A 22,270-nucleotide genomic window follows, 5' to 3' on the forward strand; every position below is an offset into this window, starting at 1 on the left:
ACAGACAATCCGGCAACGACGCTTGCATCACGAAAAACAAGCCGCATAATCAATCACACAAACGAGCCAGAGCCTCCAATGCTCAAGCCGCTATGATGTCCAACTTTATATGACGACGGACATTCATTTACTCGAAGGATGGCGCAGCACTGGAACTGGGCCGATTGCTACCTTCCAGACGCAAGAAGCGGTTACCGAGATGTGCGCGCAAAGCGCGCGGCAACACCTTTCCTGATGCTATTTCAATCAAGCATCGGCCGGGTCACATCAATGAACGAGAGGAGTTCGGACATTGGGAAGGAGATCTAATGATCTTCGAACGCGCCCAGGGCAACGCCAATATCGCGACCATCATCGAGCGCAAGAGTCGTTACACTGTCCTGTTCAAAAACAATGATAGACGATCCCGACCGATCATGGACAAACTGATTGGTCAGCTAAGCCCCCTGCCCTCGACCGCGCGTCGGAGTATCACATTTGACCGCGGCTTTGAGTTTGTGTCCTGGCGCGAACTCGACAAGGGAATGGGTATGAAGTCCTGGTTCTGCGATCCCCAAGCGCCTTGGCAGAAAGGCAGTGTCGAGAACATGAACAAACGCATACGAAGACGGCTCCCAAGGAACGCAGCCATTCTTTCAATGACGGAACCTGATCTTCGCGAGATCAATGACACGTTGAATGCCACGCCTCGAAAATGCCTAGGATATCGCACACCAGCTGAGGTGTTCAGGGAGAACCTACTAAAGTTGGCCGGTTAGAGTGCATCTTATAGAATTTCAACAATTTGTTGTGTGTTATGAAGCTCCTTCGCTCCAGAATGTTTGCTAATTGAATGAGGCAGGAGAACAAATATAGGTTGAATTCGTTAGAGTAAAGGATTCAGTAATGAATATGCCATTTTGGCGAAGTTGGCTTGTTTTATGGGCGATGATGCCGGTATTCTCAGCGTTTTTCAGTATGGCGCTGCACCGAGTTCTTTCAGATTCGGTGGAAGTTCAGGCCCATCATTCTTTGGGCATCAACCTTGTCCTTTTGACGTCAGCCGCTCTGTTCCTCGCGGCGCCATTCTTCGTTTTGAAGCGCCATATCCCAGAGTTTGGTGCCGGAGCACACTTCGTCGTTGTCCTCAGTGTCTTCGCCGGATGGTTTGGTGTCACAGCCATGAACGGTCCTGTAGCAGAGTTCCTCTGGGATGAGCGCGACTTTTCTCGCGCAATGCTCAATGCAAAAATAGATTCCCCTGTTCTGTTAGAGGACATCGTTGGTCTGCCTTGGGGAACACTGGTGATTCAAAAAATGGCGGCGGCCTGCGTCGTGTTTGCAGGGCCGGTTCTTACGATCTGTGTCGTTGCAAAGCGGGCAGGAAGTTTTCTTGGTATATTGCTGACCGTGGCGCTTGCAGCCGCGACCGTCGCAGTATCCAATGCCTTCTTCGATTTAACCAGTTCAAGTTATTCCCGTCCGAATATTTTAAACGGGCGAGCATGGAGTGTACGCATTGCGCACATAGCGTCTTGGTCTGTTTCAAGCGTCATCGGAGCTAGCATTAGCGCGATTGGAATTGGTAGCTTGTTGAAGCAATCGAATGCCAAAGACGTTGAATGGCAAAGCCCCAACACCTATTCGGTCGCCACTGGTCTGCAGTTGGCTGTTGGCACGGCGGTCGGTCTTTGGGTAACAAGTTTCAGCATACAATACGCACTTGGCCCTAACGGGTTTTCTTCCAGCTTTGCAGCACTGAGAAAGTCACTCAGCGCCCCTCCAGCAGAGGAGGTTTCGACGGGTGATAGCATTTTATCCTTCTCTCATGTGTTAGACGCCCAAACCTACAAGTTTCCCAATCCCTTCTACGTAAGTTTGGAGATCTCGCCTGACCACAGATCAGCCGTACTACTTGAGGCACATGGAAAGAACGGCAGTCAACTGTCTGCGTTCGACTTAGCAACGGGCGGCAGAATTGCCAATTTGAGCCCTCCATTGAAAAAACATGAACGCATCTCCTTTAGTTGGACAAAAGATCGACAGTACCTGATTGTAAGAAGTCGTGGCGAACCGATCGAAACTGGGCGATACAGACGTCACCAGACAAAGCTCACACTGTTTTCTCTTCCGAACTACCAGCAGGTTTCTAAGTGGGAATCGACCGATTCCAACTGTCAAAACCCCGAGGTGAGCATGAACAGTTTGGCTGAAGACGAGCAAGGAAACTTGGTGGTTCTTTGTCTCAACCCGATTACGGAGGGAGATGAGCGCAGGCTTGCATTTCTCCTTTCACTGCCGCTTCTTGATGAAAAGGCCGCCCTTTCGTACGAACCCCACTTTGCCGGCAGCGGCCCAAGAGGCTTAATCGCTCGTGGCGGATCGGTTTATGTACCACTGATGAAGCGGCGAGGTGCGAAGGAAGTTAGATTGGCAAATCTAACCAATCCAGATCTATCAGTGACGCTTGAAGACCCGTATTCGAAAGATCGTGGGGGAGACCTTACATTTCAGGGCTTTGTAGACAACGATGAGTCCGCTGGCGGTATTGGAATGAGATTCTGCGGCGAAACTGGTAAGGTAGATAACCCGCCGTTGGTCAGCACCCAAACAGCCTGGGGTCCATCATTTTGCCGCACAGTTCTATTTGAAGTGAGCGACGGCTCCTTTGTGAGGTTCAACGATGGTATAGAAACGCGGGTTAATCACGGCAAAGGGCAAATCAAGGAGTTTTCGATGCCCTATAAGGCATGGCAATTCACAGGAGAAGATGATCCCGCGAGCCAAAAAGGTCTTTTTAGAGTCAGTGATACGGAGAATGGCACGGTTCTCCAAACCCTAGAAAGCAGTACACAAACCCCTGTTGTGGCTTCTGAAGAACAGAAATCGTTACTTACTCACCGAATAAACGCGCGGCAAATCGCAGTATACACGATCAGAGAGTAGGTATCCCCCATCCCACAAGGCTTAACACCCCTCCGATTTGGGAGGTCTACGGGGTGCTAAGCCTTGTTCACCGTTGTCTTCGATGAACCGTCGCAACTGATCTTGAAACTTCACTGACATCAGTGCGATAATCCGCGACGACTGATACAGCCTTCTCTCCTATTCGCTTGCTGAGACGTCGCTCAATTGCTCCGCAAGGCAACGCCACATCCGATCACCGTGCTCAGCGTGTTTCTCGGACAGCCGGATCATTCGAACATTAAGGGCTTGTGATGGAAGTTCCGCGTCCGCCCGGACAAGTCTGCCCTGTGCCAAGTGCTCGACGACAAGCGATTGGGGCAACCAGGCTACTCCTATCTCGCTCAACACAAGTTGCAGCATGGCGAGTGTCAGGGCGGTTTCCGCGACTGGCTGAACTGAAATCGCGTCCGACAGGCGTGGGATGATCGTACGATCGACAACCTGCCCCAGAAAAACATCGGATGGATAACTGATCATGGGAAGAGCGCCCCGTGCAAGGCATGGACGAACGACCGGGGCACATACGGGTATCAACACGTCCTCCCCTACGGTGACGGCTTCGAACCCGTTGCCGGGCTCTGGAGGCGCGGTGTCTGGTATTGCGTACATGATGGCAAAGTCGACTTCTTTGGAAAGCAACTGCATCAGGCACTCATCTTGATTGCCGGATCTTACACGCACCGAAGTTTCACTGTCAGCCGTCAGGACGCGGACGATCTGGGGGGATATTGTTGCGGTTAATGCGTGCTGGCAGATGAATGCCAAAGATTTCCCAACCTGATCGCTTGACGTTTTCAATGTCTGTCGAATTTTATGCAACCGATTGCTGAGATCGCGCAACTCTGGCTCAAGAGCTTGAACACCCGGCATCAGTGTCACAGGTTTACGACGGCGATCGAATAACGTCGTTCCGATATTATCCTCGATCAACCTTACGCGCCGCGTGAACGCTGATTGCGTGAGAAGTCGCTTTTCGGCAGCGCGCGCCAGCGAACCGTTATCCAACACCGCCAGTATGTCATCAATCCATTCGAGCTTCATACCACCTGATATCGCATCACGGTATAACTTGCAATTTTTGCAATATAAAAGATCAATTACGCATTAGAAACGCCAATGAAAGCACAGTAACTTGCGGGAAATGCACTTAGGAGTCACGCCATGCATCTTGCACGTTTTCCCCGCCTTCACCTTGCCCACCTCCCCACTCCGCTGGAGCCAATGAACCGGCTGTCCAAAGAACTCGGTGTTGAGATTTGGATCAAGCGTGATGATTGTACCGGCATGTCAACCGGTGGCAACAAGACTAGAAAGCTTGAGTTTCTGATGGCCGAAGCCGAAGCGCAAGGCGCGGACATGGTGATGACACAAGGGGCGACCCAAACCAACCATGGCCGCCAGACTGCAGCTTTCGCTGCCAAGTTAGGGCTTGATTGTCATATCCTGTTAGAAGATCGCACCGGCTATAACAACGCCAACTACAACAACAATGGCAACGTTCTGCTGGACCATTTGCATGGCGCCACAACCGAGAAATTCCCGGGTGGGCATGACATGGTCGCTGAGATGGAAAAGGAAGCGGAAAAGAAACGCGCCGAGGGGCGCAATGTCTATGTGATCCCCGGTGGCGGCTCGAACCCGACAGGCGCGCTGGGATATGTTAACGCCGCATTTGAGCTTCTGTCCCAAGCCAACAATAGCGGCTTGAAGATCGACCGACTGGTACACGCGACCGGATCATCGGGCACTCAGGCTGGTCTGGTGACGGGTATGTGCGCGATGAACGCGCAGGTGCCCGTGCTCGGTATCGGCACACGAGCCCCCCAACCCAAGCAGGAGCAGATGGTGTTCGATTTGGCGACACGAACTGCGGAGAAGTTGGGATGTGCCGGTGTGGTGAAGCGCGAAGACGTCATGGCCAATACGGACTACGTGGGCGAAGGTTACGGCCTGCCGACGCAAAGTGGGATCGAAGCGATCCAGATGTTTGCAGAGCTGGAAGGCATTCTGCTGGACCCCTGCTATTCTGCCAAAGGTGCTGCTGGTCTGATCGATCTGGCGCGTAAAGGTGCGTTCAAAGACGAACGGATTGTGTTCCTGCATACTGGTGGCGCTGCTGCTCTTGGTGGATATGATTTTGCATTCGATCACAGCGGCCGCTGGATTGCGGAATAAGCCTTGCCGATCATGAACACCATCGGTGTACTTGGTGGCATGGGCCCCGAAGCGACTATCCTCCTCCAACGTAAGTTGGTGGAGGCGGTGCCAGCGGAAGATGATGGCGACCACATCCCGCTATTGATCGACATGAACCCACAAGTCCCGTCCCGGATTGCCCATCTGATCGAGCGTAAGGGCAAGGATCCAGGCCCAGTATTGGCCGCAATGGCACGCCGGTTGCAAAACGCGGGCGCCACGGCTTTGGCCATGCCTTGCAACACGGCGCACCATTATGCCGGGGCAATCACAGACGCTGTCGATATCCCGCTTCTAAATATGATCGAGCTTGCGGCCGAACGCGCCACTAAGGAGCTTGGTGAACGCGGCTGTGTTGGGATACTCGCCTCGCCCGCAGTGCGCCACATACGGCTTTTTGAAACGGCTTTGGAAAAGCGTGGTTTTACCGTCATTTGGCCTGAGCAAAACGATCAAATGTTGGCCGCGATCAAGGCCATCAAGGTCGGTGGGTCCTGTGAAAACGCACGTACAACGTTGCGGGATGCCTCGGCCGATTTGCTAACCCGTGGCGCCGATCTACAAATTGTTGCCTGCTCAGAATTTTCAATCATAGCAGACAGCATTGCGTCCAATGTACGGGCCATCGATACGGTCGATTTGTTGGTAAGCGCCATGATCGAGTTCTCAAAGACACTGAAATCTCGTGCTCGATGATGACCATCGTGGGGCTGTTAGAGAAGTTCCCATAGCTCGCCGGCGATTTGATCGAACGCGGCAGGATTCGCTAAGGCTGATATTGTCAGCGTTGTGCGCCAAGTTTCGTCGCCAATCGGGATTAACGACCCCTCGCCCAGCTCTGTGGCGATTGCAGTTTCAGGCATCCACGCAAAGCCACTTCCTTGCATGAGACGTCGTTTGATTGTCTCGACCAGCCCATCGACATGAACAGTTTCCGCGTGAAACGGTTTTCGATCCACGGTGTTTTCGACCACCATTCCCAAAAACGACGATCGGTCATATGCCAAGTAAGGTATCGGTGGCCCGTCACGTTTACCTAAATCCCACCCCTGCGCGCGGGCCGGTTCGCTTGCAGCGACTGGGATAAGACGATCTGTCAGAAGATCCTTTCGCGCAAATGCAGCCTCGTCGATCATCGGCGAGACCGTGTAGTGATAGTAGCACAGCATGAAGTCCACTGCCCCTTCGACCAGCAGCTCGCAACATGTGCTCAGAGAATCAGATACGACGCGTGTTCGTAAGTCCGGCAGCTGGAGCTGAAGATCATCTATCCGTGCCGCCAGAAAATTCACCGAGATCGTATGAAGCACCGAGAAACGAATGAACCGGCTGTCGCCACGGTCCGCGTCCCGGATGGATTGACGACTTTCCGAAAGCTGGGAAATCGCCGCCACTGCGACTGGAAGAAACTGGTGTCCTGCCTCCGTGAGCTGAACCGGATAAGTTGCGCGGTTGACTAAGGGCAATCCAACCCAGCTCTCTAACGCTTTGATTCTTCGACTGAAAGCGGACTGAGTGATGTTTCTTTCATCTGAAGCGCGAGTAAAATTTAGCGTCCGGGCAAGACATACAAAGTCACGAAGCCAGTTTAGATCCATGGGTGTTCCAGTGCTAGATTCAGAGCGTTTTTCAAGCATATACCAAACTATGCACAACAGGAATAGTTTGATGAAATGTTTGAATTGGCGTGCACAATCCAGTTTCAACTAGGCTTTCAATCAGGATCAAGAGGACCAGATCCTCTCTCGCAGCGCGATGGAAAGTCGGGCGGAAGAAAATGATCTGCCGGAAGTCCGGCATCGTTCCAATGGAGGAGGAACCCATGAAAACTACATTCAAGTCATTCACAGTGGCTGCAGCCGTCAGCCTGTGTGCAATGCCTGCACTGGCCAGCGAAAAGGTCGCGATTGGCGTGCCGTCATGGACAGGCGCGCAAGCTATCGCACATCTGTTGGGCGCCGTTGTCGAAATGCGTATCGGTGGTGAGGTCGAATACGTGCCAGGCAACAACGCCACTATTTTCCAGGGCATGGATCAGGGCAAGGGCGACATCGATGTGCACCCGGACGTCTGGCTGCCAAATCAGGAAAGCTTCACGAAGAAATATGTCGACGAGGCCGGAACAGTCACGCTGTCCACCCACCCCTACGAGGGCAATCAGGGTTTCTGCGTGTCGCAAGATTTCGGTGAGGCAAACAACATCACGGACATCGCTGATCTGGGTCGTCCAGACGTCGCCGCGCTGATGGACAGCGATGGCAATGGCAAAGGCGAGATGTGGATCGGCGCGCCTGGTTGGGCTTCGGCAAACGTCAACGAAGTTAAGACGCGCGACTACGGTCTGCTTGATTTCATCGATCCGATCCGCGCCGAGGAAAGCGTTAAAACGGCGCGCATCAAAGACAGTATCGCAAAGGGTGAAGGTTATGCGTTCTACTGCTATAAGCCGCATGCCGTTTGGTACATGTTCGATGTTCAGATGCTATCTGAGCCGACCTATGATCCGGCAAAATACAAGATGGTCCAACCATCAGACGACCCCGATTGGTATGATAATTCCATGGTTGCGTCCAAGGACGCGCTGAAGAATGTACAGATCGCTTGGTCAAACTCACTGGACGGTCGTTCGCCAGCGATTGCGGAGTTCTTCGCAAACTTTGCGCTGACAGCAGATGACGTTTCAGGCTTTGCCTACGAGATCAGCGGCAAAGGGCGCGAGCCTGCCGAAGTTGCCCGTGAATGGGTTGAAGCCAATCCCGACCGTGTTGACGGTTGGCTGGGCCTCTAAGCACAGGTATTGTGCAATAACTCTGCCAACACCGAAACATCTCGGTGTTGGCACAAAGAACCCTCTCCTATCATCGAGCCTAGGGGCATCCCTTATGAGCACTGATACTGTCGTTGAAATCTCGAATGTCTGGAAGATATTCGGTGGAAATCCGCAGGCCGCGTTGCAAGCCATCCGTGAACGCGGCTTAAACAAAGCCGAAGTCCTTGCAGAAATGGGCGCTGTGGTTGGCGTCGCCGATGTCAGTCTTTCGGTGAACCGTGGGGAAATCTTCTGCATCATGGGGCTGTCGGGAAGCGGCAAGTCCACACTCGTCCGTCACTTCAATCGGCTGTTGGAACCGACAGCAGGAAAGATCGAAATTGAAGGCACAGACGTGATGGCGCTTGGCCCGAAGGAGCTGCAGAAGTTCCGTAATCAGAAGATTGGCATGGTGTTTCAGAATTTCGCGCTGATGCCGCATCGTTCGGTACTGGATAATGTCGCGATGCCGCTAGAAATTCGCCAGGTCGCCAAGAACGAGCGCATGCGCCAAGCCGCAGCCATCCTGGATATCGTCGAGCTGGGTGCTTGGGGGTCTAAGTTTGCACATGAGCTGTCGGGCGGGATGCAACAACGTGTCGGCCTTGCCAGAGCGCTTGCAGCCAATCCCGATGTCCTGTTGATGGACGAGCCCTTTTCGGCGCTTGATCCTCTGATCCGCAGGCAACTTCAAGACGAGTTTATCCGTCTGTCGAAAATTCTGAAAAAGACCACGATATTCATCACTCACGACCTAGACGAGGCTGTTCGTATTGGGGATCGCATCGCGATCATGCGCGACGGAAAACTCGTCCAGATGGGCACGGCAGAGGACATCGTGATGCACCCAGCAGATGACTATGTGGCAGATTTTGTCGCCGGCATCTCGCGCCTGAAAGTGGTGCATGCACATGCGGTTATGCAGCCACTCAACGAGCATGTCGCCACGCACGGACCCCTTGCGGCTGATGCCCCCCGGGTCGAGGAAAGTGAAACACTGAGCAATCTTATCAACATGGCCATCGACGATGAGAAACCCATTGTCGTTCAACAAGGTGGTCAGGACACAGGAATAATCACGCGCGCGGATTTGCTGCGCACTGTGATTGAAGGGACGGAAGTATCATGAGCGATCTTGGCGTGAACCCACTGGAAGACACCGAAAGCGATGCGGCGCTTGCCTACGCAAAAGAACGTCGGGACAATATCCACACATTCGTTCGCACCAACCCAGACTATTACATCCGTAACTTCGACAAAATCGGCGCTTCGGCCCGCTTTACCGCAACCTTCAACGCAATGGCAGGTTTGTTCGGTCCAATTTGGTTCGGTGCGCGGGGTCTTTGGTCGTGGGCCCTGCCCTTCTTGATTTTGGAAACTTTGGGCTTCGTTCAAATTGCCCGCGGTCTTTTCGGTGATCTGGGTGCCGACGCAATGGCACGGATTGCATCGATCGAAGGCACGTTAGAGCTGCGACGCCAGCAATTGGCAGCCGCTATTGAATCTGGATCCGACAAGATCGACGTTTACCGGCGAACGGTAGATTCTCTTGAAGCCAACATCGGTAGCATCCGGGCCGAGGCAGATGCCCTTGCGGCGGAAGGTCCGATGATTGTCCTGACCGGTGTCATAATTTTGTTGTTGGTCAAGATCGCGCAATCCGTGGTGGGCAATTGGGCGCTGGAAGACAGATTTTCTGACTGGCTGTCGGATCGGTCAATTCGCTCTGGCATGCCTGTAAACCAAATTGTCTTCAGCGCCGTCTTCATGATCTTAATCGTGACCGCCGCAATGATGCACTATAGCTTCCCCAACCGGTTCGCCCTACTAAACGCATTTCCGACGGACCCAGATATTCGCTTGGTCAGCATCGACGGGGTCGAGGCGTTCTTCAACTGGGCCGTGATCAAAGGCGAGGCCCTGTTCGACGGCATCACTTACCTTATCCGTCTGGTGTTGGATGCGCTTGAGCTTGTATTCGTTAGCACGCCATGGATCGTTGTCGCGGCGTTGATCATCCTGCTGACCTGGCTTACGGCCGGCGTGCGCATGGCGATCTACTCGGGCGCCTTCCTTGCGTATATGGGCCTGTTGGGGTTCTGGGAAAAAGCAATGACAACACTAGCTTTGCTGGGCACAGCCGCTTGTTTGTCAATCTTGATCGGCATTCCACTGGGGATGTTTGCTGCCCGCAGACCGCGGTTTTACTCCTTCATTCAGCCGATCATGGATTTTATGCAGACCATGCCAGCGTTTGTTTTCATGATCCCAGTGATCGCATTTTTTGGAACTGGCAAACCTGCGGCTGTTGTTACAACAATGATCTTCGGAGGAACGCCTGTTGTCCGCCTGACCGTTCTTGGGCTACGCGGCGTCCCTGAAAGTGTGCGTGAGGCTGCGATCAGTTTCGGTGCCAACAAGTGGTATCTGCTGACCAAAGTTGACCTTCCGTTGGCAAGCCCGTCGATCCGTGCCGGGATCAATCAGACCATCATGCTGTCGCTGGCGATGGTTGTTGTCGCGTCCCTGATCGGAGCCAAAGGACTGGGCGAAGACGTGCTCGAGGCGCTTCAATACGCCAATGTGGGACAAGGTATTCTTGCCGGTTTCTCGATCCTGTTCTGTGCCATGATCCTTGACCGCATCGTGCAGGGCGGACGCAAATGACCCCGGTTGTATTCGTCCATGGTTTTCTGGGTGGCAGTCGCCAGTGGCAAGGGCAAGTCGAAGCGCTTGCCCAACAGTTCGACGTCATAACCGTTGATCTGCCCGGATTTGGCGAGAATGCCCAGCTTGAAGCCTTAGACAGTATTGCAGACTTCGCAACTTGGGTTCTGGACGACCTGACAGCCCGAGGTATTGGGCGTTTTCACCTGATCGGTCACTCGATGGGCGGGATGGTCGCACAAGACATGGTTGCCCAGGCACCTGACCGCATCGAGCAACTTGTTCTCTACGGGACCGGTGCTACCGGGGTCCTGCCCGGTCGGTTTGAGACGATTGGAACTTCAAGACGTCGCGCACGAGCAGATGGATCACAAGCGACAGCAAGGCGAATAGCGGCGACTTGGTTTCTAGATCGTGAAAATGCTGCGGCCTATGAAGATTGCGCTGCAATTGCCGAACAAGGCAGCCTGCAAGCGATCCTATCGGGGTTAGACGCGATGCAGAACTGGGGCGGCACCGAGCGCTTGAGTGAAATGGATGTCAAAACACTGGTGATATGGGGCGATCACGATCGCACCTATCCCTGGAGCCAGACCGAGCAATTGTGGCGCTCCATCCCCGGTGCGAGCCTTGCGGTAATACCAGACAGCGCCCACGCGACCCATCTTGAGAAACCGGGCCTGTTCAATCGGATACTTGGGGACTTTCTCCAAGTATCAGGCTAGCCATCAGTTGATAAGATCGCCCCAATCGGTGCGATGTGCCATTTCGGCCAATACGGTTTCCGGCAGGAATTCTTGATTTTGTCGGATCTTCCACCCGCCGCCTAAGCCTTTGTAGATGGCGACCAGGTTCGCTGAGACCTGCGACCGTGCTTCGACCAAGTTTGCCTCGGATCGCAGCAACGCGGATTGGGCGTTCAGAACACGCGAGTAATCCGCTGTGCCATCTTCGTACTGCGACAACGCAATCTTCGCCGCGCGTCGCGACGCGTCAACAGACTTCCGGTAGTTCGCCACCTGCCGCCGCGCGTTTGTATATGCAACCATTGCATTTTCGACCTCGGCATATGCCGCAATCACCGTGTTCTGGTAATTGGCAACCAGCGCCTGATACTGCGCATCTTGCGCGCGGACATTGTTGCGTATCCGGCCATAGTTGAATATCGGCCAAGCAACTGCAGCGCTGGCAAGATTGGTGGCGCTGTTGCCGCTTAGCAATGGCCGTCCACCAGAGGCTTGCAACCCGATGGCCCCAGACAAGATGAACTGCGGATAAAGATCCGCCAGCGCGATACCAACCTGTGCCGACTGAGCGGCTGCCTCCATCTCGGCGGCGCGAACATCTGGACGTCTGCGCAGCAACGCAGCCGGTATGCCCACCGCGACTTTCCCGCTGGCTGTCGGAATACGGCGGTACTTGCCTATCAAACTGTCAATCGCCCCGGGTGGTTGACCCAGCAATACCGACAGCGCGTTCTTGGCCTGTTGGAGATCGGTTTCCAATCCCGGCACAAGTGCTTTGGTGTTGTTCAGAAGCGTCGTGGCCTCCTGAACATCAAGCTCGGTTGTAATACCATTGTCAAACCGCAACTGAGTTAGGTTTGCCGATTGCTGTTGCAGCTTGATATTGGCACGGGCGATGTCCAAAGCCTCTTGCAGCGTGCGGATATTGATGTAAACGGCGGCAACATCACCCGTCAACGTCACCAAAGCATCGTCATAGTTCGCAATCTGAGCGGCAAGATTGGCATTCGCCGACTGGGTTAGGCGCCGCTGCGAGCCCCAGACGTCCAGTTCCCACTGCGCATCGAACCCGATCTTGTTAGAGCTGAAGGTGGTGTCGATCGGCAATACACGCTCGATATCGCTGATTGGCCCCAAATTGCTGCTGATCTGTTGAGTTGAGGCAGCCCCACCCAAGGTCTGCGATTGTGGATAAAGCTCTCCGAAGGCGATGCCCAGTTGCGCACGTGCCTGCAAAACCCGAGCACCAGCGATCTGCAGGGACAGATTCTGCGCATAGGCTCGGGCAACCAGATCATTCAGGATCGGATCGTTGAAGGTCTGCCACCAGTTCACCACCGGCGCACTACGTGCGGTCAGCCCGCTCTGGCTGGAGGGGGCAAAGCTATTGGCTGCCACCCATTTCTTAACGACAGGTGTGCGAGGTGTGGTAAAATTCGGGCCAACCGGCGCGCAGCCCGCGACGAAGGCGATCAGGGCCACGGTCGCCATGAAACCGCGTATGGGCTTGGGGCTGCCTCTGGACGCCTGTCGTATCACTGATGATTTGGTCATCTTTAGTTCCCCCCAGAACCTCTTTGGCGTCAGATGTCGAGCGGCCGGATAAAGTTGGCGAATGCATATAGCCGGATGCTGATACGACGCAGAAATTCGAAGCTCTTGCCCTGCCCCGTGTAGATCGCGACGGCCGCGTGGCCACCCGCAGGCAAATGACGGTCTTTCGGGACATCGACCTTGATCTGTACTGCAAAATGGCCCGGTGGCTTTGGCAGCACAAAACTCGGCAACCGGCCAGACGGCAGGTATTGGCCCTGCCCTGTCGCCCACCAAACGGTCTCGACCTCACCGGTAAGGATTTCACCGGGATACAGGTCCAAAGCGATTTCAACTGGCTGACCCGGCTCGACGAACTTCAGGTTCTGTTGACGAAAACTGGCAAGAATGTAGGGATCATCGTCGGTGACGAAACTAGCAATGGCCCCCAATCGCAGATCACCAACCACCAAACCCGGTCGCGCCTGCTGGGATACGATCATGCCGTCTTCGGGTGCGTAGATTGTGGTGTTTTTCAAAAAGTACTCGGCCTCTGCCAATTGTGCGGTTGCCTGCGCCACGCCCGGATTGACGTCGTCGATATTTGCCTCCAACGCCAGCTGTGCCTTTTTCTGGTTGGCTTCGGCTTGTTTCTTACCGGCTTCATCCTCGGCAACCTGTTCGATCCAGCGCTCCAAATCATCCTGCCGCGCGCCACCTTGCGGCACCAGCTTCTCGTATCGCGCCTGTTGCGACTTGGCATAAGCCAGCTTTGCGTTGGCGCGTTCAACGGTTTCAGTGGCGGCAATCAGATCCTGTTCCATGATCTTGACGTTCTGCTTGGCCACCACAAGTTGCGCCGCCGCTGCATCCCGTTCCAGTTGGAAAACTGTATCGTCAAACTGATAAAGTGGATCGCCTTCTTTGACGGGTTGGTTTGGGGTCACAAAAACATCCGTCAGGATCGTAGGTTGTGTAAGCTTGGGTACGATCTGAATGGTTGAACGGATGACGTGGCTATCAATTGACATTGGTTGGAAGAACCGAAGTGCGACCAGAAAGATCAAAAGCAAATGCCCGCCCACCCAGACCGACGCGACACCCCAATATATATTGAACTTCATCAGTTTCGCTTTGAAGAACACGAACCAGATGACGACGATGTAGATAAGCGTGATGGCGAGTGCGATGAACATCCTTAAAAGCCCCTTCTAAATCAGCTGGACTTTGTTGGCATGGGGTCGGCGTCCGCGGTCTCTTCCGCCTGATATTCAGGAAGAACTTTCCCACCCAAACGCTCGATTTCCTTGCGGACAGCATCGCGTTCCTCTTTTGGGAACCGCCGTAGATCCACGGTCATTGAATCGTGGAACGCCCACATGAAGGCATGTAACCAAGGGACCACCGCAAGAAACCCCATCCAGCCCATCATCCGAACGGACTCAGCATGTGGATGGTTGCGCTTGATAGCGATTTTACCCGGTAACCCCATCAGAAATAGGATCACACCCATAACGGCCAGTAGTATCAACAGAAGTGCGCCAAAGGTCAGATAGTCATAATAATCCAATGGCCGCCCGAGCAATCCCATGGCTTGTAACCTCCTGATTTCTATCGCTGCGATTTCATCCAACAACAGTAGGATGGCTAAGGGTGATCACAAATAACTACGCCACTCATCCTATTCCGAACTGGCATCAATAGCCCCGGCCCGGCGGGTTGATCACTTCGCTTAAATTTTCGCGCGTCGATTCCCAAACGTATTGCCATTCATACGAGCATGGTTGACGTTACGTTGGCAACCCCCGGTAACATGTTGGAAAAAAACCTAAACTGCCCGTCGGCGCGCTAGAACCGTCACCGCATTGCTTTATTACCATCACGATGTCAGCGGACGTATGACGAGATCATCTATAACCCGAGCTTGGCAATATCATTCCTAATCGTACAGTGGCTCTCGCGACGGTTTGCACGTGTCCTGCCCTGGCCAGCCAGCGACGACAGTTGAGCCTGCGCTATATTGCTCGGATAGCGATCTCCAGAACAGAGAATATCGTCTTAATCTCATCATCATTGATCACAAGTGGCGGAGACAGAACGATCTTATCTCCGACCGGCCGCACAATTAGGTTTTCGTCCACACATGATTTGAAAACGCGCGCGCCCGCTTGTTTTGAGGTGGAAAACGCTCTTTTACTCGCCTTGTCTTCCACAAGGTCGATTGCCAACATCAGCCCAAGCCCACGTACATCTCCGACATGATCCAGTGCCTTAAGTCGCTGGGCAGCGGACTGAAATTTCTGGCCCATCTTGCGCGCATGATTAAGAAGCCCCTCGCGTTCGATTATGTCGACGTTCGTCAAAGCTGCACGGCACGCCAATGGATGACCGAAATAGGTCAGCCCCATCGAGAAAACGCCACCTTCGCATTGCGGGCGGCTGATTACCTCGTAGATTTCGTCCGAGATCATCGTCGCACCTAACGGCACATAGCCTGACGTAATGCCTTTAGCACAAACCAAAATGTCAGGCTGGTAGTCGAACACCTCGTCGGATGCGAACCAGTGCCCTAGGCGGCCAAATGCCGTCACGACCTCGTCCGCGATGTAGAGCATATCATTGCGCTTGCAGACCTCCCACATACGCCGGTGATAACCTGCGGGCGCGATCAGGACGCCCCCTGCCCCCATGACCGGTTCAGCGATGAAGGCGGCGACATTATCGGGGCCGAGTTGCTCGATCCGATCTTCGAACTCCTTCACTAGGAACTCGCAATAGGCCTCCTCGCTCATATCATCGGGTTTGACATACATGTTTGCTGCCGAGACGTGATGGATGAAATGCTCGCCCACTTTGTCGAAGCTCATCTTGGTTGCGTGGATGCCGGTTAGCTCTGCGGCCACATAAGTCGCCCCATGATAGGCGTCATTGCGCGAGATGATTTTCTTTTTCCGGGGTTGGCCCTTCATCGTGAAATAGTAGTGCACCAACCGTATGGCTGCGTCGTTCGCTGTGGACCCCCCTGTCGTGTAGTAGACATGATTCAGATCACCTGGGGCATGTGCTGCCAACCACGCCCCCAGTTCCGCCGCCGGTTCGTTAGTCGAATGACCAAACGGGTTATAATACTGCATCTTCATAACTTGATCAGAGATCGCATCTGCCATCTCGCGCCGACCATGTCCGATATTCACGCACCAAAGCCCAGCAATGGCATCCAGAAGTCGCTTGCCGTCACTGTCAGTGACATACATGCCTTTGGCGCCGGTGATGACCTGACTGCCCTCGTCTTTGAAGCTCGAGAAATCCGTGTACGGATGAAGCACATGAGCCTTGTCTTTGGCCCAAGCTGAATTGGCATCACGTTTGATCATAGAAAGGATCCCTTTGCCCGAAACGGTTCCTTTCAATCTAAGCCAATCAGCGGTTGCGCATCAGTCACCCGTAGGGGGTACCGCCCCGGCTGTCAGTGAGATGAGATATCAAGATATTCCAAGGGATCACCCGTCGCTGTCGTAGGCATTCGGCGCAGTGCCGTCAGAAACAGCGACAAAAGCTCGCCCTGGCTTGCGACACCCAGCTTGGTATAGATGCGTCTGCGGTGAACCTTGATGGTTTCAGGGCTGTTGTCGAAATTGATCGCGATAGATTTGGAGGAATGGCCCTGCAATATCATCCGAGCAATTTCGCCTTCTCGCGGAGACAGAACCTTGCTGCCGAATGCCTCAAAGGCGCGATCCAGATGCGCGGCAAGACGTCCGCTTCCGTCGAAGTGATCGGGGGTCAAAACGGTCCAGTGCCGTCGCGCCAATGCGCCAATTGCCGGCAAAAATGCACGAAGCCGCGCCACATGCAGGCGTGACGTGTCACGAATACCAAGCGACAGGAACAGCGCTGCTTCGTCCGTTAAATGCAACATCACCCCGCATTCGTCGTTTATCTTAAGCGCACGAAAGAACATGGCGTAGTATTCTGAACGGCGGAAATCATCGGGTGCAATGTCGCGCAGACCATCGACACGGTCCCCTGTTTTGGCCTGAAAGAGCTTGTAAAATGGGTCAAGCACGAAGGCCACATCAAGATAGAGAGCCAGTGCATCAAGTGTCTCAGCGCCGGTCCGTGTTGAATAGATCTCAGCCGGACGGTCCGCATCAAAAAACGCATTGAGATACACGGCATCTGCACCTGCAATGCTCGCACAGAAAGTACAAAAACTTTCGGGAAACTCTACCGTGCCGACATGCTCGATCGCAGCTGTCAGTCGGCTGATGTCGTCCGGGGTCAGTTTTACGTCCTGTGTCACAGGCGACAGCTTGCCGGATTAATCTTGGGTTTCAAAGCCCTGAAGTACATTGACTGCGTTCAGTCCGATCTCGGCTATGTCATATCCCCCTTCCATCACGAACAGTGTTGGAAGTCCGAGTGCGGCAATGTCAGCACCGTAGGTCGTGAAATCGTCCGACGTTAGCTTAAAAAAACTGATCGGATCAGTTTCAAAAGTGTCGACCCCGAGTGAGATGATCAACACATCGGGTGCGTAGTCGTTCACCCGGTCGAGCGCTTCGGCGAGATTTGCGCGCCAAGTTGTAAAATCAGTACCAGGAGGAAGTGGATAGTTCACCGTGAAGCCTTTGCCCTGACCGCTGCCAACCTCGTCCGCGTGACCGAGAAAGTGTGGGAAAGCATCCATCGGATCGCCATGAATTGACAGGAATAAAACGTCGTCGCGCGCGTCAAAGATGTCCTGCGTTCCGTTGCCGTGATGGAAATCCACATCAAGGATCGCGATGCGTTTGGCGCCTTTGTCCAGCAGATGTTGCGCGGCAATGGCGGCGTTGTTCAGAAAACAATACCCACCGAACATATCAATTGCAGCATGGTGACCCGGCGGTCGGCACAGCGCGAAAGCTGATGTCGCGCCTTGGCGGATGCGTTCGGCGCCGGTTAGCGCAACCTGTGCCGAAGCATAGGCGGCTTCCCACGTCCCTTCCGAGATTGAGGTCTCGCAGGCCAAGGCATAGTAACCCATCTTGCCTTCAATATGCGTCGGGATACGTGTGGACATGCGGCGGGCCGGCCAGACAGTTGTCATGGCTTCACCCTTGAAGCCTTCGGCTTGCCATTCAGGCCATGCCGACCGCAGGAAATCAACAAAACCAGCATCATGAACCGCCAGGATTGGGTCCATGCCGAAATCGTCAGGCTTCGAAATCGGGCCAAGTTCAACCTCTCGCACACGCTCGATTATATATTCGGCCCGTGACGGTCGTTCGAACGGTTCCACAAGCTGTCCGCCAAACAGCTCGGTCTTTGAGTTCCTGAGGCGGTGTTTTTCGGTGAAAATCGTTTCCATATCTTCTCCTGCAGACAAAAAAGGGGCGGTCCGCAGACCGCCCGCTTCTTGCTGTTAAGGCCTATTTTTTCACGTTGGTCCAGATCTGATCATAAATGGCTTGCGTGGCTTCGTCGCAGACCTCGATAAAGACACCCGCGCCTGCTTCTGCGGGCGGATTGGCCTCTGGCAATGTGGCCAGTTCCGGATCAAGGAAGTCACCAACACCGCTGACACCTGCACCATATCGGGCATAGTTTGATACCGCCGCGATATTTTCAGGCTGCAGCAAGAAGTCCATGAATTTCAACGCATTGTCACGGTTGGGCGCGTCGTTAAGTAGGACGACGTTATCCATCCAGACAACGTAGCCTTGGCTCGGAAACGCGTATTTAAGAGATTCTTTCTCTGAACGTGCCTTGGCGCCAAACCCGTCGTAAATCATGCCCACAGCCACATCGCCTGACACCATCACTTCTTTCGCAGTGTCCGAGTTGAACGAAGCCCAGTTCTCTTTCGCACCCATCAGCATGTCGTTCAGCGCTTTTAGTTGCTCGCGATCGTTTGAACATTGCGGAATGCCCATGTGAAGTGAGGCGAGCGCCATGACTTCACCCTGGCTGTCCAACATGTTGATTTTGCCTGCCAGCTCGGCCGGTGGATTGAACAAAATGTCGGTTGTGTTGATGTCGCCGCCATAGGCCTCTGTGTCGACCGAAAACGCGGTAGAGCCCCACTGATAGGGGATCGAATGTGTACGGCCGGGGTCGAAGCTGGGATCCGCCCATTCCGGGGCGATGTTGGCTTTGTTGGCCAGCTCTCCGTCTGCGATCGTGTCCAGAAGACCCTCGCCCGCCATAATCGCAACCATATAGTCGCCGGGGACCGCAACGTCGTAGGTGCCCATGCCTCCCGCCTTGAGCGAGGCCAACATCGCCTCGTTGCTGTCATAGGTATCCATGGTGACGTTGATGCCAGTTTCCGCAGTGAACTTATCCAATAGTTCCTGGGGCATATACTCAAACCAGTGATAAATAACCAAATCGCCTTCTGCTGCGGCGGTATTGGCCATCAGCGCGAGCGCCATGGCCGATTGTGTTAGAAGTTTCATAGTGTTAGCTCCCTGCTAGTTTATTTTGTGTTGTCCGATTTCGAGACGAAATAGGAAATAGTCACCATTATTATTGAGACGCTCAAAAGCATGGTGGAAATCGCCATGATATTGGGTTTGAGCCCTTGCTTCACCGATCCGAAGATCGCGGTGGGCAGGGTTTCGATGCCTGCGCCTTTGACGAAATTGGTGATGATGAAGTCGTCCAGGCTGACGATAAACGCCAGAAGAAAGCCCGAAATAATACCGGGCATCATCAAAGGCAGCAGGACCCGGCGAAACGCCTGTTTTTTTGAGGCGTAAAGATCCATAGCCGCCTGTTCATACGTGTCAGGTATCCCCTGCATCCGTGCCTGAATGGGCAGGTAGGCAAAGGGAATACAGAACGCGATATGCGCCACGAGAATGGTCAGATAGCCACGAGTGAATCCGACCGAGTTATAGAAGATCAACAAGGCGACCGCGGTCACGATCTCGGGCACCATAAGTGGCAAGCTGATCAAACCCAACGAGGCTGTGCGCAATCGGAATTTTCCGCCCCGCACTATGGCTGTGGCAGCAGATGTTGCTATTGCGGTCGAGATGGTTGCCGCAACGATTGCGATGCTGAACGAATTGATGGCAGCCTGTTTGAACTTGCCGCTTTCCGGTCCGACAAAAACATCCGCATACCAGCGCAGCGACAGACCTTCCCAAACCGTGATCGATTTCGACGCGTTGAAGGAATAGACCGTCACAACAACCAACGGCGCATAGAGGATCACCAAGCAAAGCAAGGTCATAAACTTGAAGCCGCGGTAGGTTTTTACATCTGTCTTGGCGCTCATGATACGGTCTCTGCCTTGCGTTGCTGGCGGGCAAAGATCAGAAGTATGATCAACACCATCGTCAACAAAATCATCGACGCGGCAGCCCCAAAGGGCCAATTGCCTGCATTCCCTTTGAACTGCTCCTCAATCAACGAACCGATCATGAAGTTCTTGGCCCCACCCAACAGGTCCGGGGCAAGGAAAGCGCCCAAAGAGGGCACGAAGACCAAAATGCAGCCCGCGATCACACCAGGTTTTACTGCGGGTAGAAGAACGCGTCGCAAGGTGACCCATTTGGAGGCGTACAGGTCGGCGGCGGCCTCACTTAATGCGAAATCATAGCGCTCAACCGAGGCATAGATCGGCAACACCATGAACGGTAGATAGCTATAGAAAAGCCCAAGCTGAACCGCGAGATTTGTGTTGATGATATGCAGTGGGCTGTCGATGAGACCAGTACTGATCAGAAAATCATTCAGCGGCCCTTGATCACGCAATAGGAACTTCATCGACACGGTGCGGATCAGAAGGTTCACCCAATAGGGAATGGTGATCAGAAACACCCACATCGCCCGCGACTTTTCGGGTCGGGTTGCGATGAAATATGCGGTTGGAAAGCCAATGATCAGCGACAGGATTGTTGCCGCCCCCGCCTGCCAGATCGAGCGCCAGAAGATCGCGATATATGTCCATTCAAGCTTCGGAGTGTCATCCCCAAAGAGACCGCGGTCAAAGAAAAACTGATCATAAGCTGACAGTGAAAATTCCCAGATCACGCCGCCCCTGAATTCCTTTGTCAGGAACGAGTAAACCAGCATCATAAGGACTGGGGCCAACACGAAAATGCCAACGACGATCCAGCTGGGCAGCAAAAGCCAATTCCGTGCTTCGGCGTAAGTATCCGATGCGGAAGATCCGCCCGAGGCGGCACCGGCGGCCATTAGTCGACCAACAGGCGTGCCGAGCCTGCCTCCATGTTGACATAGGCCTCGGTGCCCGATTCAAAAATACGCTTTGTCCCACGATCCGAATTGGATGTGCGAACAGTGAAATTTGGTCCCTCATGCAGGTCGATGATTGTCGTTATGTCCGTACCGATGAAGATGTTTTCGACAACCGTGCCTTTCAAACTTTCCGCTTCGGTCGGGGCATCAGACAGGAACAGGCGTTCAGGGCGTACTGACATATGCACCTTTGAACCCACACTTACTTCGTCCACAGCGTTGCAGGTAAGTTCGTGCCCCCCGCCCAAATGACAAACAGCACGTCCGTCCTTGATCGCGTCCACCGACACCTCAAGCAGGTTTGTTTCGCCAATAAAGTCGGCTACGAACATGTTGCGCGGACTTTCATAAATGTCCTTGGGTTCACCCAATTGCTGCATTCGACCGGCCGACATCACCGCAATGCGATCCGACATTGTCAGCGCTTCCTCTTGGTCATGGGTGACGAAAATGAAGGTGATGCCGGTTTCGCGTTGAATGTGCTTCAGCTCAATCTGCATGGATTTGCGCAGTTTCAGATCTAGTGCGGATAGTGGCTCGTCCAAAAGCAGCACTTTGGGCGACGGCGCAAGGGCGCGGGCCAGCGCTACGCGTTGCTGTTGGCCGCCAGATAGCTGCGAAGGTTTGCGCGATGCAAATTGTGACAACTGCACAAGGTCAAGCATCTCGCTTGCCCGCTTGCGGGCTTCGGTTTTCGACGCGCCCCGCATCTCTAGCCCGAACCCGACATTGTCGAGCACCGTCATATGCGGAAACAGCGCATAGTTTTGAAAGACAGTGTTTACAGGTCGCTGGTGTGGTGGCAGGGATACGATCTCGTCCCCATACAGGAAAATTGCGCCTTCGGTCACATCCTCGAACCCGGCGATCATCCGCAGAAGCGTGGTTTTACCACAGCCCGACGGACCAAGAAGAGTAAAAAACTCGTTGTCACGGATCCCAAGCGAGATTTTTTGCAGTGCTGTGAATTCGCCATAGCGCTTAACAGCGTCGCGCACATCGACTGCAATTTGGGCTTCATCATTCATTGTGAGCTCCCCGCGGTTCGGGAAAACTCTAGCGTTCGCAATGGTGTCGTGTCGTGTCCCCCGAATGGGTGACGGTATTGTTCGCGCAT

The 22,270-nt window shown here is 53.9% G+C and carries 19 protein-coding genes and 1 pseudogene; 8 read left to right on the forward strand and 12 right to left on the reverse strand.

All coding sequences use genetic code 11. The annotated features are described in order from the left end of the window. Positions 1–122: 122 nt before the first annotated feature. Positions 123–758: pseudogene (locus V6N04_RS15225) on the forward strand (IS30 family transposase); the annotation flags it as partial. A 127-nt stretch (positions 759–885) separates the two neighbouring features. After that, positions 886–2,925, forward strand: coding sequence for a hypothetical protein (locus V6N04_RS15230; protein WP_371171050.1), 2,040 nt, complete (start codon positions 886–888; stop codon positions 2,923–2,925). 159 nt (positions 2,926–3,084) lie between these two features. Here the strand turns inward: V6N04_RS15230 and V6N04_RS15235 are convergent, their stop codons facing one another. Next, positions 3,085–3,987: a LysR family transcriptional regulator gene (locus tag V6N04_RS15235; protein ID WP_371171051.1), complete on the reverse strand. Its 903-nt coding sequence runs from the start codon at positions 3,985–3,987 to the stop codon at positions 3,085–3,087. 120 nt (positions 3,988–4,107) lie between these two features. Between V6N04_RS15235 and cuyA the strand changes: the two genes are divergently transcribed. Together cuyA and cuyB are read left to right on the forward strand one after the other, a co-directional pair. Then, positions 4,108–5,121, forward strand: a complete 1,014-nt coding sequence (cuyA, locus tag V6N04_RS15240) for a D-cysteate sulfo-lyase (protein WP_371171052.1) — start codon at positions 4,108–4,110, stop codon at positions 5,119–5,121. A 12-nt stretch (positions 5,122–5,133) separates the two neighbouring features. Continuing rightward, on the forward strand, positions 5,134–5,838 hold the full coding sequence (gene cuyB, locus V6N04_RS15245; protein WP_371171136.1) for a cysteate racemase: 705 nt from the start codon (positions 5,134–5,136) through the stop codon (positions 5,836–5,838). Positions 5,839–5,855: 17 nt separating this feature from the next. Here cuyB and V6N04_RS15250 read toward each other — a convergent pair whose 3' ends face one another. Further along, entirely contained in the window at positions 5,856–6,779 is a 924-nt protein-coding gene (locus tag V6N04_RS15250) for a LysR family transcriptional regulator (RefSeq protein ID WP_371171053.1), read from the reverse strand. 185 nt (positions 6,780–6,964) lie between these two features. Here V6N04_RS15250 and V6N04_RS15255 point away from each other — a divergent pair, with 185 nt between their 5' ends. The 4 genes from V6N04_RS15255 to V6N04_RS15270 all read left to right on the forward strand — a co-directional run bounded on the left by V6N04_RS15255 (position 6,965) and on the right by V6N04_RS15270 (position 11,343). Continuing rightward, positions 6,965–7,930 carry an ABC transporter substrate-binding protein gene (locus tag V6N04_RS15255; RefSeq protein WP_371171054.1) on the forward strand — a complete coding sequence of 322 codons (966 nt, stop codon included), beginning with the start codon at positions 6,965–6,967 and terminating at the stop codon, positions 7,928–7,930. Between the two features lie 94 nt (positions 7,931–8,024). Beyond that, positions 8,025–9,080 carry a quaternary amine ABC transporter ATP-binding protein gene (locus V6N04_RS15260; RefSeq protein ID WP_371171055.1) on the forward strand — a complete coding sequence of 352 codons (1,056 nt, stop codon included), beginning with the start codon at positions 8,025–8,027 and terminating at the stop codon, positions 9,078–9,080. Next, positions 9,077–10,618: an ABC transporter permease subunit gene (locus V6N04_RS15265; protein WP_371171056.1), complete on the forward strand. Its 1,542-nt coding sequence runs from the start codon at positions 9,077–9,079 to the stop codon at positions 10,616–10,618. Before V6N04_RS15260 ends, V6N04_RS15265 begins: the two co-directional genes overlap by 4 nt. Continuing rightward, positions 10,615–11,343 carry an alpha/beta fold hydrolase gene (locus tag V6N04_RS15270; protein WP_371171057.1) on the forward strand — a complete coding sequence of 243 codons (729 nt, stop codon included), beginning with the start codon at positions 10,615–10,617 and terminating at the stop codon, positions 11,341–11,343. The genes V6N04_RS15265 and V6N04_RS15270 overlap by 4 nt, the downstream gene beginning before the upstream one ends. A 3-nt stretch (positions 11,344–11,346) precedes the next feature. Here the strand turns inward: V6N04_RS15270 and V6N04_RS15275 are convergent, their stop codons facing one another. The 10 genes from V6N04_RS15275 to V6N04_RS15320 form a co-directional block, all read right to left on the reverse strand. Continuing rightward, a complete protein-coding gene (locus V6N04_RS15275; RefSeq protein WP_371171058.1) occupies positions 11,347–12,918 on the reverse strand; it encodes an efflux transporter outer membrane subunit in 1,572 nt (523 codons plus the stop codon). Positions 12,919–12,947: 29 nt separating this feature from the next. Continuing rightward, complete coding sequence (locus V6N04_RS15280) at positions 12,948–14,093, reverse strand: HlyD family secretion protein (RefSeq protein ID WP_371171059.1); 1,146 nt, start codon at positions 14,091–14,093, stop codon at positions 12,948–12,950. Between the two features lie 20 nt (positions 14,094–14,113). Next, positions 14,114–14,488 carry a DUF3302 domain-containing protein gene (locus tag V6N04_RS15285; protein WP_371171060.1) on the reverse strand — a complete coding sequence of 125 codons (375 nt, stop codon included), beginning with the start codon at positions 14,486–14,488 and terminating at the stop codon, positions 14,114–14,116. A gap of 424 nt (positions 14,489–14,912) precedes the next feature. Then, on the reverse strand, positions 14,913–16,271 hold the full coding sequence (locus V6N04_RS15290) for an aminotransferase (RefSeq protein WP_371171061.1): 1,359 nt from the start codon (positions 16,269–16,271) through the stop codon (positions 14,913–14,915). Positions 16,272–16,363: 92 nt separating this feature from the next. Continuing rightward, on the reverse strand, positions 16,364–17,200 hold the full coding sequence (locus V6N04_RS15295) for a helix-turn-helix transcriptional regulator (protein ID WP_371171062.1): 837 nt from the start codon (positions 17,198–17,200) through the stop codon (positions 16,364–16,366). 18 nt (positions 17,201–17,218) lie between these two features. Beyond that, positions 17,219–18,250, reverse strand: coding sequence for a histone deacetylase family protein (locus V6N04_RS15300; protein ID WP_371171063.1), 1,032 nt, complete (start codon positions 18,248–18,250; stop codon positions 17,219–17,221). Between the two features lie 61 nt (positions 18,251–18,311). Further along, entirely contained in the window at positions 18,312–19,340 is a 1,029-nt protein-coding gene (locus V6N04_RS15305; RefSeq protein ID WP_371171064.1) for an extracellular solute-binding protein, read from the reverse strand. A 20-nt stretch (positions 19,341–19,360) separates the two neighbouring features. Further along, a complete protein-coding gene (locus tag V6N04_RS15310; protein WP_371171065.1) occupies positions 19,361–20,167 on the reverse strand; it encodes an ABC transporter permease in 807 nt (268 codons plus the stop codon). Continuing rightward, a complete protein-coding gene (locus V6N04_RS15315) occupies positions 20,164–21,090 on the reverse strand; it encodes an ABC transporter permease (protein ID WP_371171066.1) in 927 nt (308 codons plus the stop codon). The genes V6N04_RS15310 and V6N04_RS15315 overlap by 4 nt, the downstream gene beginning before the upstream one ends. After that, a complete protein-coding gene (locus V6N04_RS15320) occupies positions 21,090–22,181 on the reverse strand; it encodes an ABC transporter ATP-binding protein (protein WP_371171067.1) in 1,092 nt (363 codons plus the stop codon). Before V6N04_RS15320 ends, V6N04_RS15315 begins: the two co-directional genes overlap by 1 nt. Positions 22,182–22,270 lie beyond the last annotated feature (89 nt).

The sequence above is a fragment of the Aliiroseovarius conchicola genome, from assembly GCF_041403445.1.
Lineage (GTDB): Bacteria > Pseudomonadota > Alphaproteobacteria > Rhodobacterales > Rhodobacteraceae > Aliiroseovarius > Aliiroseovarius conchicola.

What these genes read in the sequence shown, in the direction of transcription:
- V6N04_RS15230 (WP_371171050.1), top strand. Translation starts at nt 886, where the DNA reads ATGAATATGCCATTTTGGCGAAGTTGGCTTGTTTTATGGGCGATGATG.
- V6N04_RS15235 (WP_371171051.1), bottom strand. Translation starts at nt 3,987, where the DNA reads ATGAAGCTCGAATGGATTGATGACATACTGGCGGTGTTGGATAACGGT.
- cuyA (WP_371171052.1), top strand. Translation starts at nt 4,108, where the DNA reads ATGCATCTTGCACGTTTTCCCCGCCTTCACCTTGCCCACCTCCCCACT.
- cuyB (WP_371171136.1), top strand. Translation starts at nt 5,134, where the DNA reads ATGAACACCATCGGTGTACTTGGTGGCATGGGCCCCGAAGCGACTATC.
- V6N04_RS15250 (WP_371171053.1), bottom strand. Translation starts at nt 6,779, where the DNA reads ATGCTTGAAAAACGCTCTGAATCTAGCACTGGAACACCCATGGATCTA.
- V6N04_RS15255 (WP_371171054.1), top strand. Translation starts at nt 6,965, where the DNA reads ATGAAAACTACATTCAAGTCATTCACAGTGGCTGCAGCCGTCAGCCTG.
- V6N04_RS15260 (WP_371171055.1), top strand. Translation starts at nt 8,025, where the DNA reads ATGAGCACTGATACTGTCGTTGAAATCTCGAATGTCTGGAAGATATTC.
- V6N04_RS15265 (WP_371171056.1), top strand. Translation starts at nt 9,077, where the DNA reads ATGAGCGATCTTGGCGTGAACCCACTGGAAGACACCGAAAGCGATGCG.
- V6N04_RS15270 (WP_371171057.1), top strand. Translation starts at nt 10,615, where the DNA reads ATGACCCCGGTTGTATTCGTCCATGGTTTTCTGGGTGGCAGTCGCCAG.
- V6N04_RS15275 (WP_371171058.1), bottom strand. Translation starts at nt 12,918, where the DNA reads ATGACCAAATCATCAGTGATACGACAGGCGTCCAGAGGCAGCCCCAAG.
- V6N04_RS15280 (WP_371171059.1), bottom strand. Translation starts at nt 14,093, where the DNA reads ATGTTCATCGCACTCGCCATCACGCTTATCTACATCGTCGTCATCTGG.
- V6N04_RS15285 (WP_371171060.1), bottom strand. Translation starts at nt 14,488, where the DNA reads ATGGGATTGCTCGGGCGGCCATTGGATTATTATGACTATCTGACCTTT.
- V6N04_RS15290 (WP_371171061.1), bottom strand. Translation starts at nt 16,271, where the DNA reads ATGATCAAACGTGATGCCAATTCAGCTTGGGCCAAAGACAAGGCTCAT.
- V6N04_RS15300 (WP_371171063.1), bottom strand. Translation starts at nt 18,250, where the DNA reads ATGGAAACGATTTTCACCGAAAAACACCGCCTCAGGAACTCAAAGACC.
- V6N04_RS15305 (WP_371171064.1), bottom strand. Translation starts at nt 19,340, where the DNA reads ATGAAACTTCTAACACAATCGGCCATGGCGCTCGCGCTGATGGCCAAT.
- V6N04_RS15310 (WP_371171065.1), bottom strand. Translation starts at nt 20,167, where the DNA reads ATGAGCGCCAAGACAGATGTAAAAACCTACCGCGGCTTCAAGTTTATG.
- V6N04_RS15315 (WP_371171066.1), bottom strand. Translation starts at nt 21,090, where the DNA reads ATGGCCGCCGGTGCCGCCTCGGGCGGATCTTCCGCATCGGATACTTAC.
- V6N04_RS15320 (WP_371171067.1), bottom strand. Translation starts at nt 22,181, where the DNA reads ATGAATGATGAAGCCCAAATTGCAGTCGATGTGCGCGACGCTGTTAAG.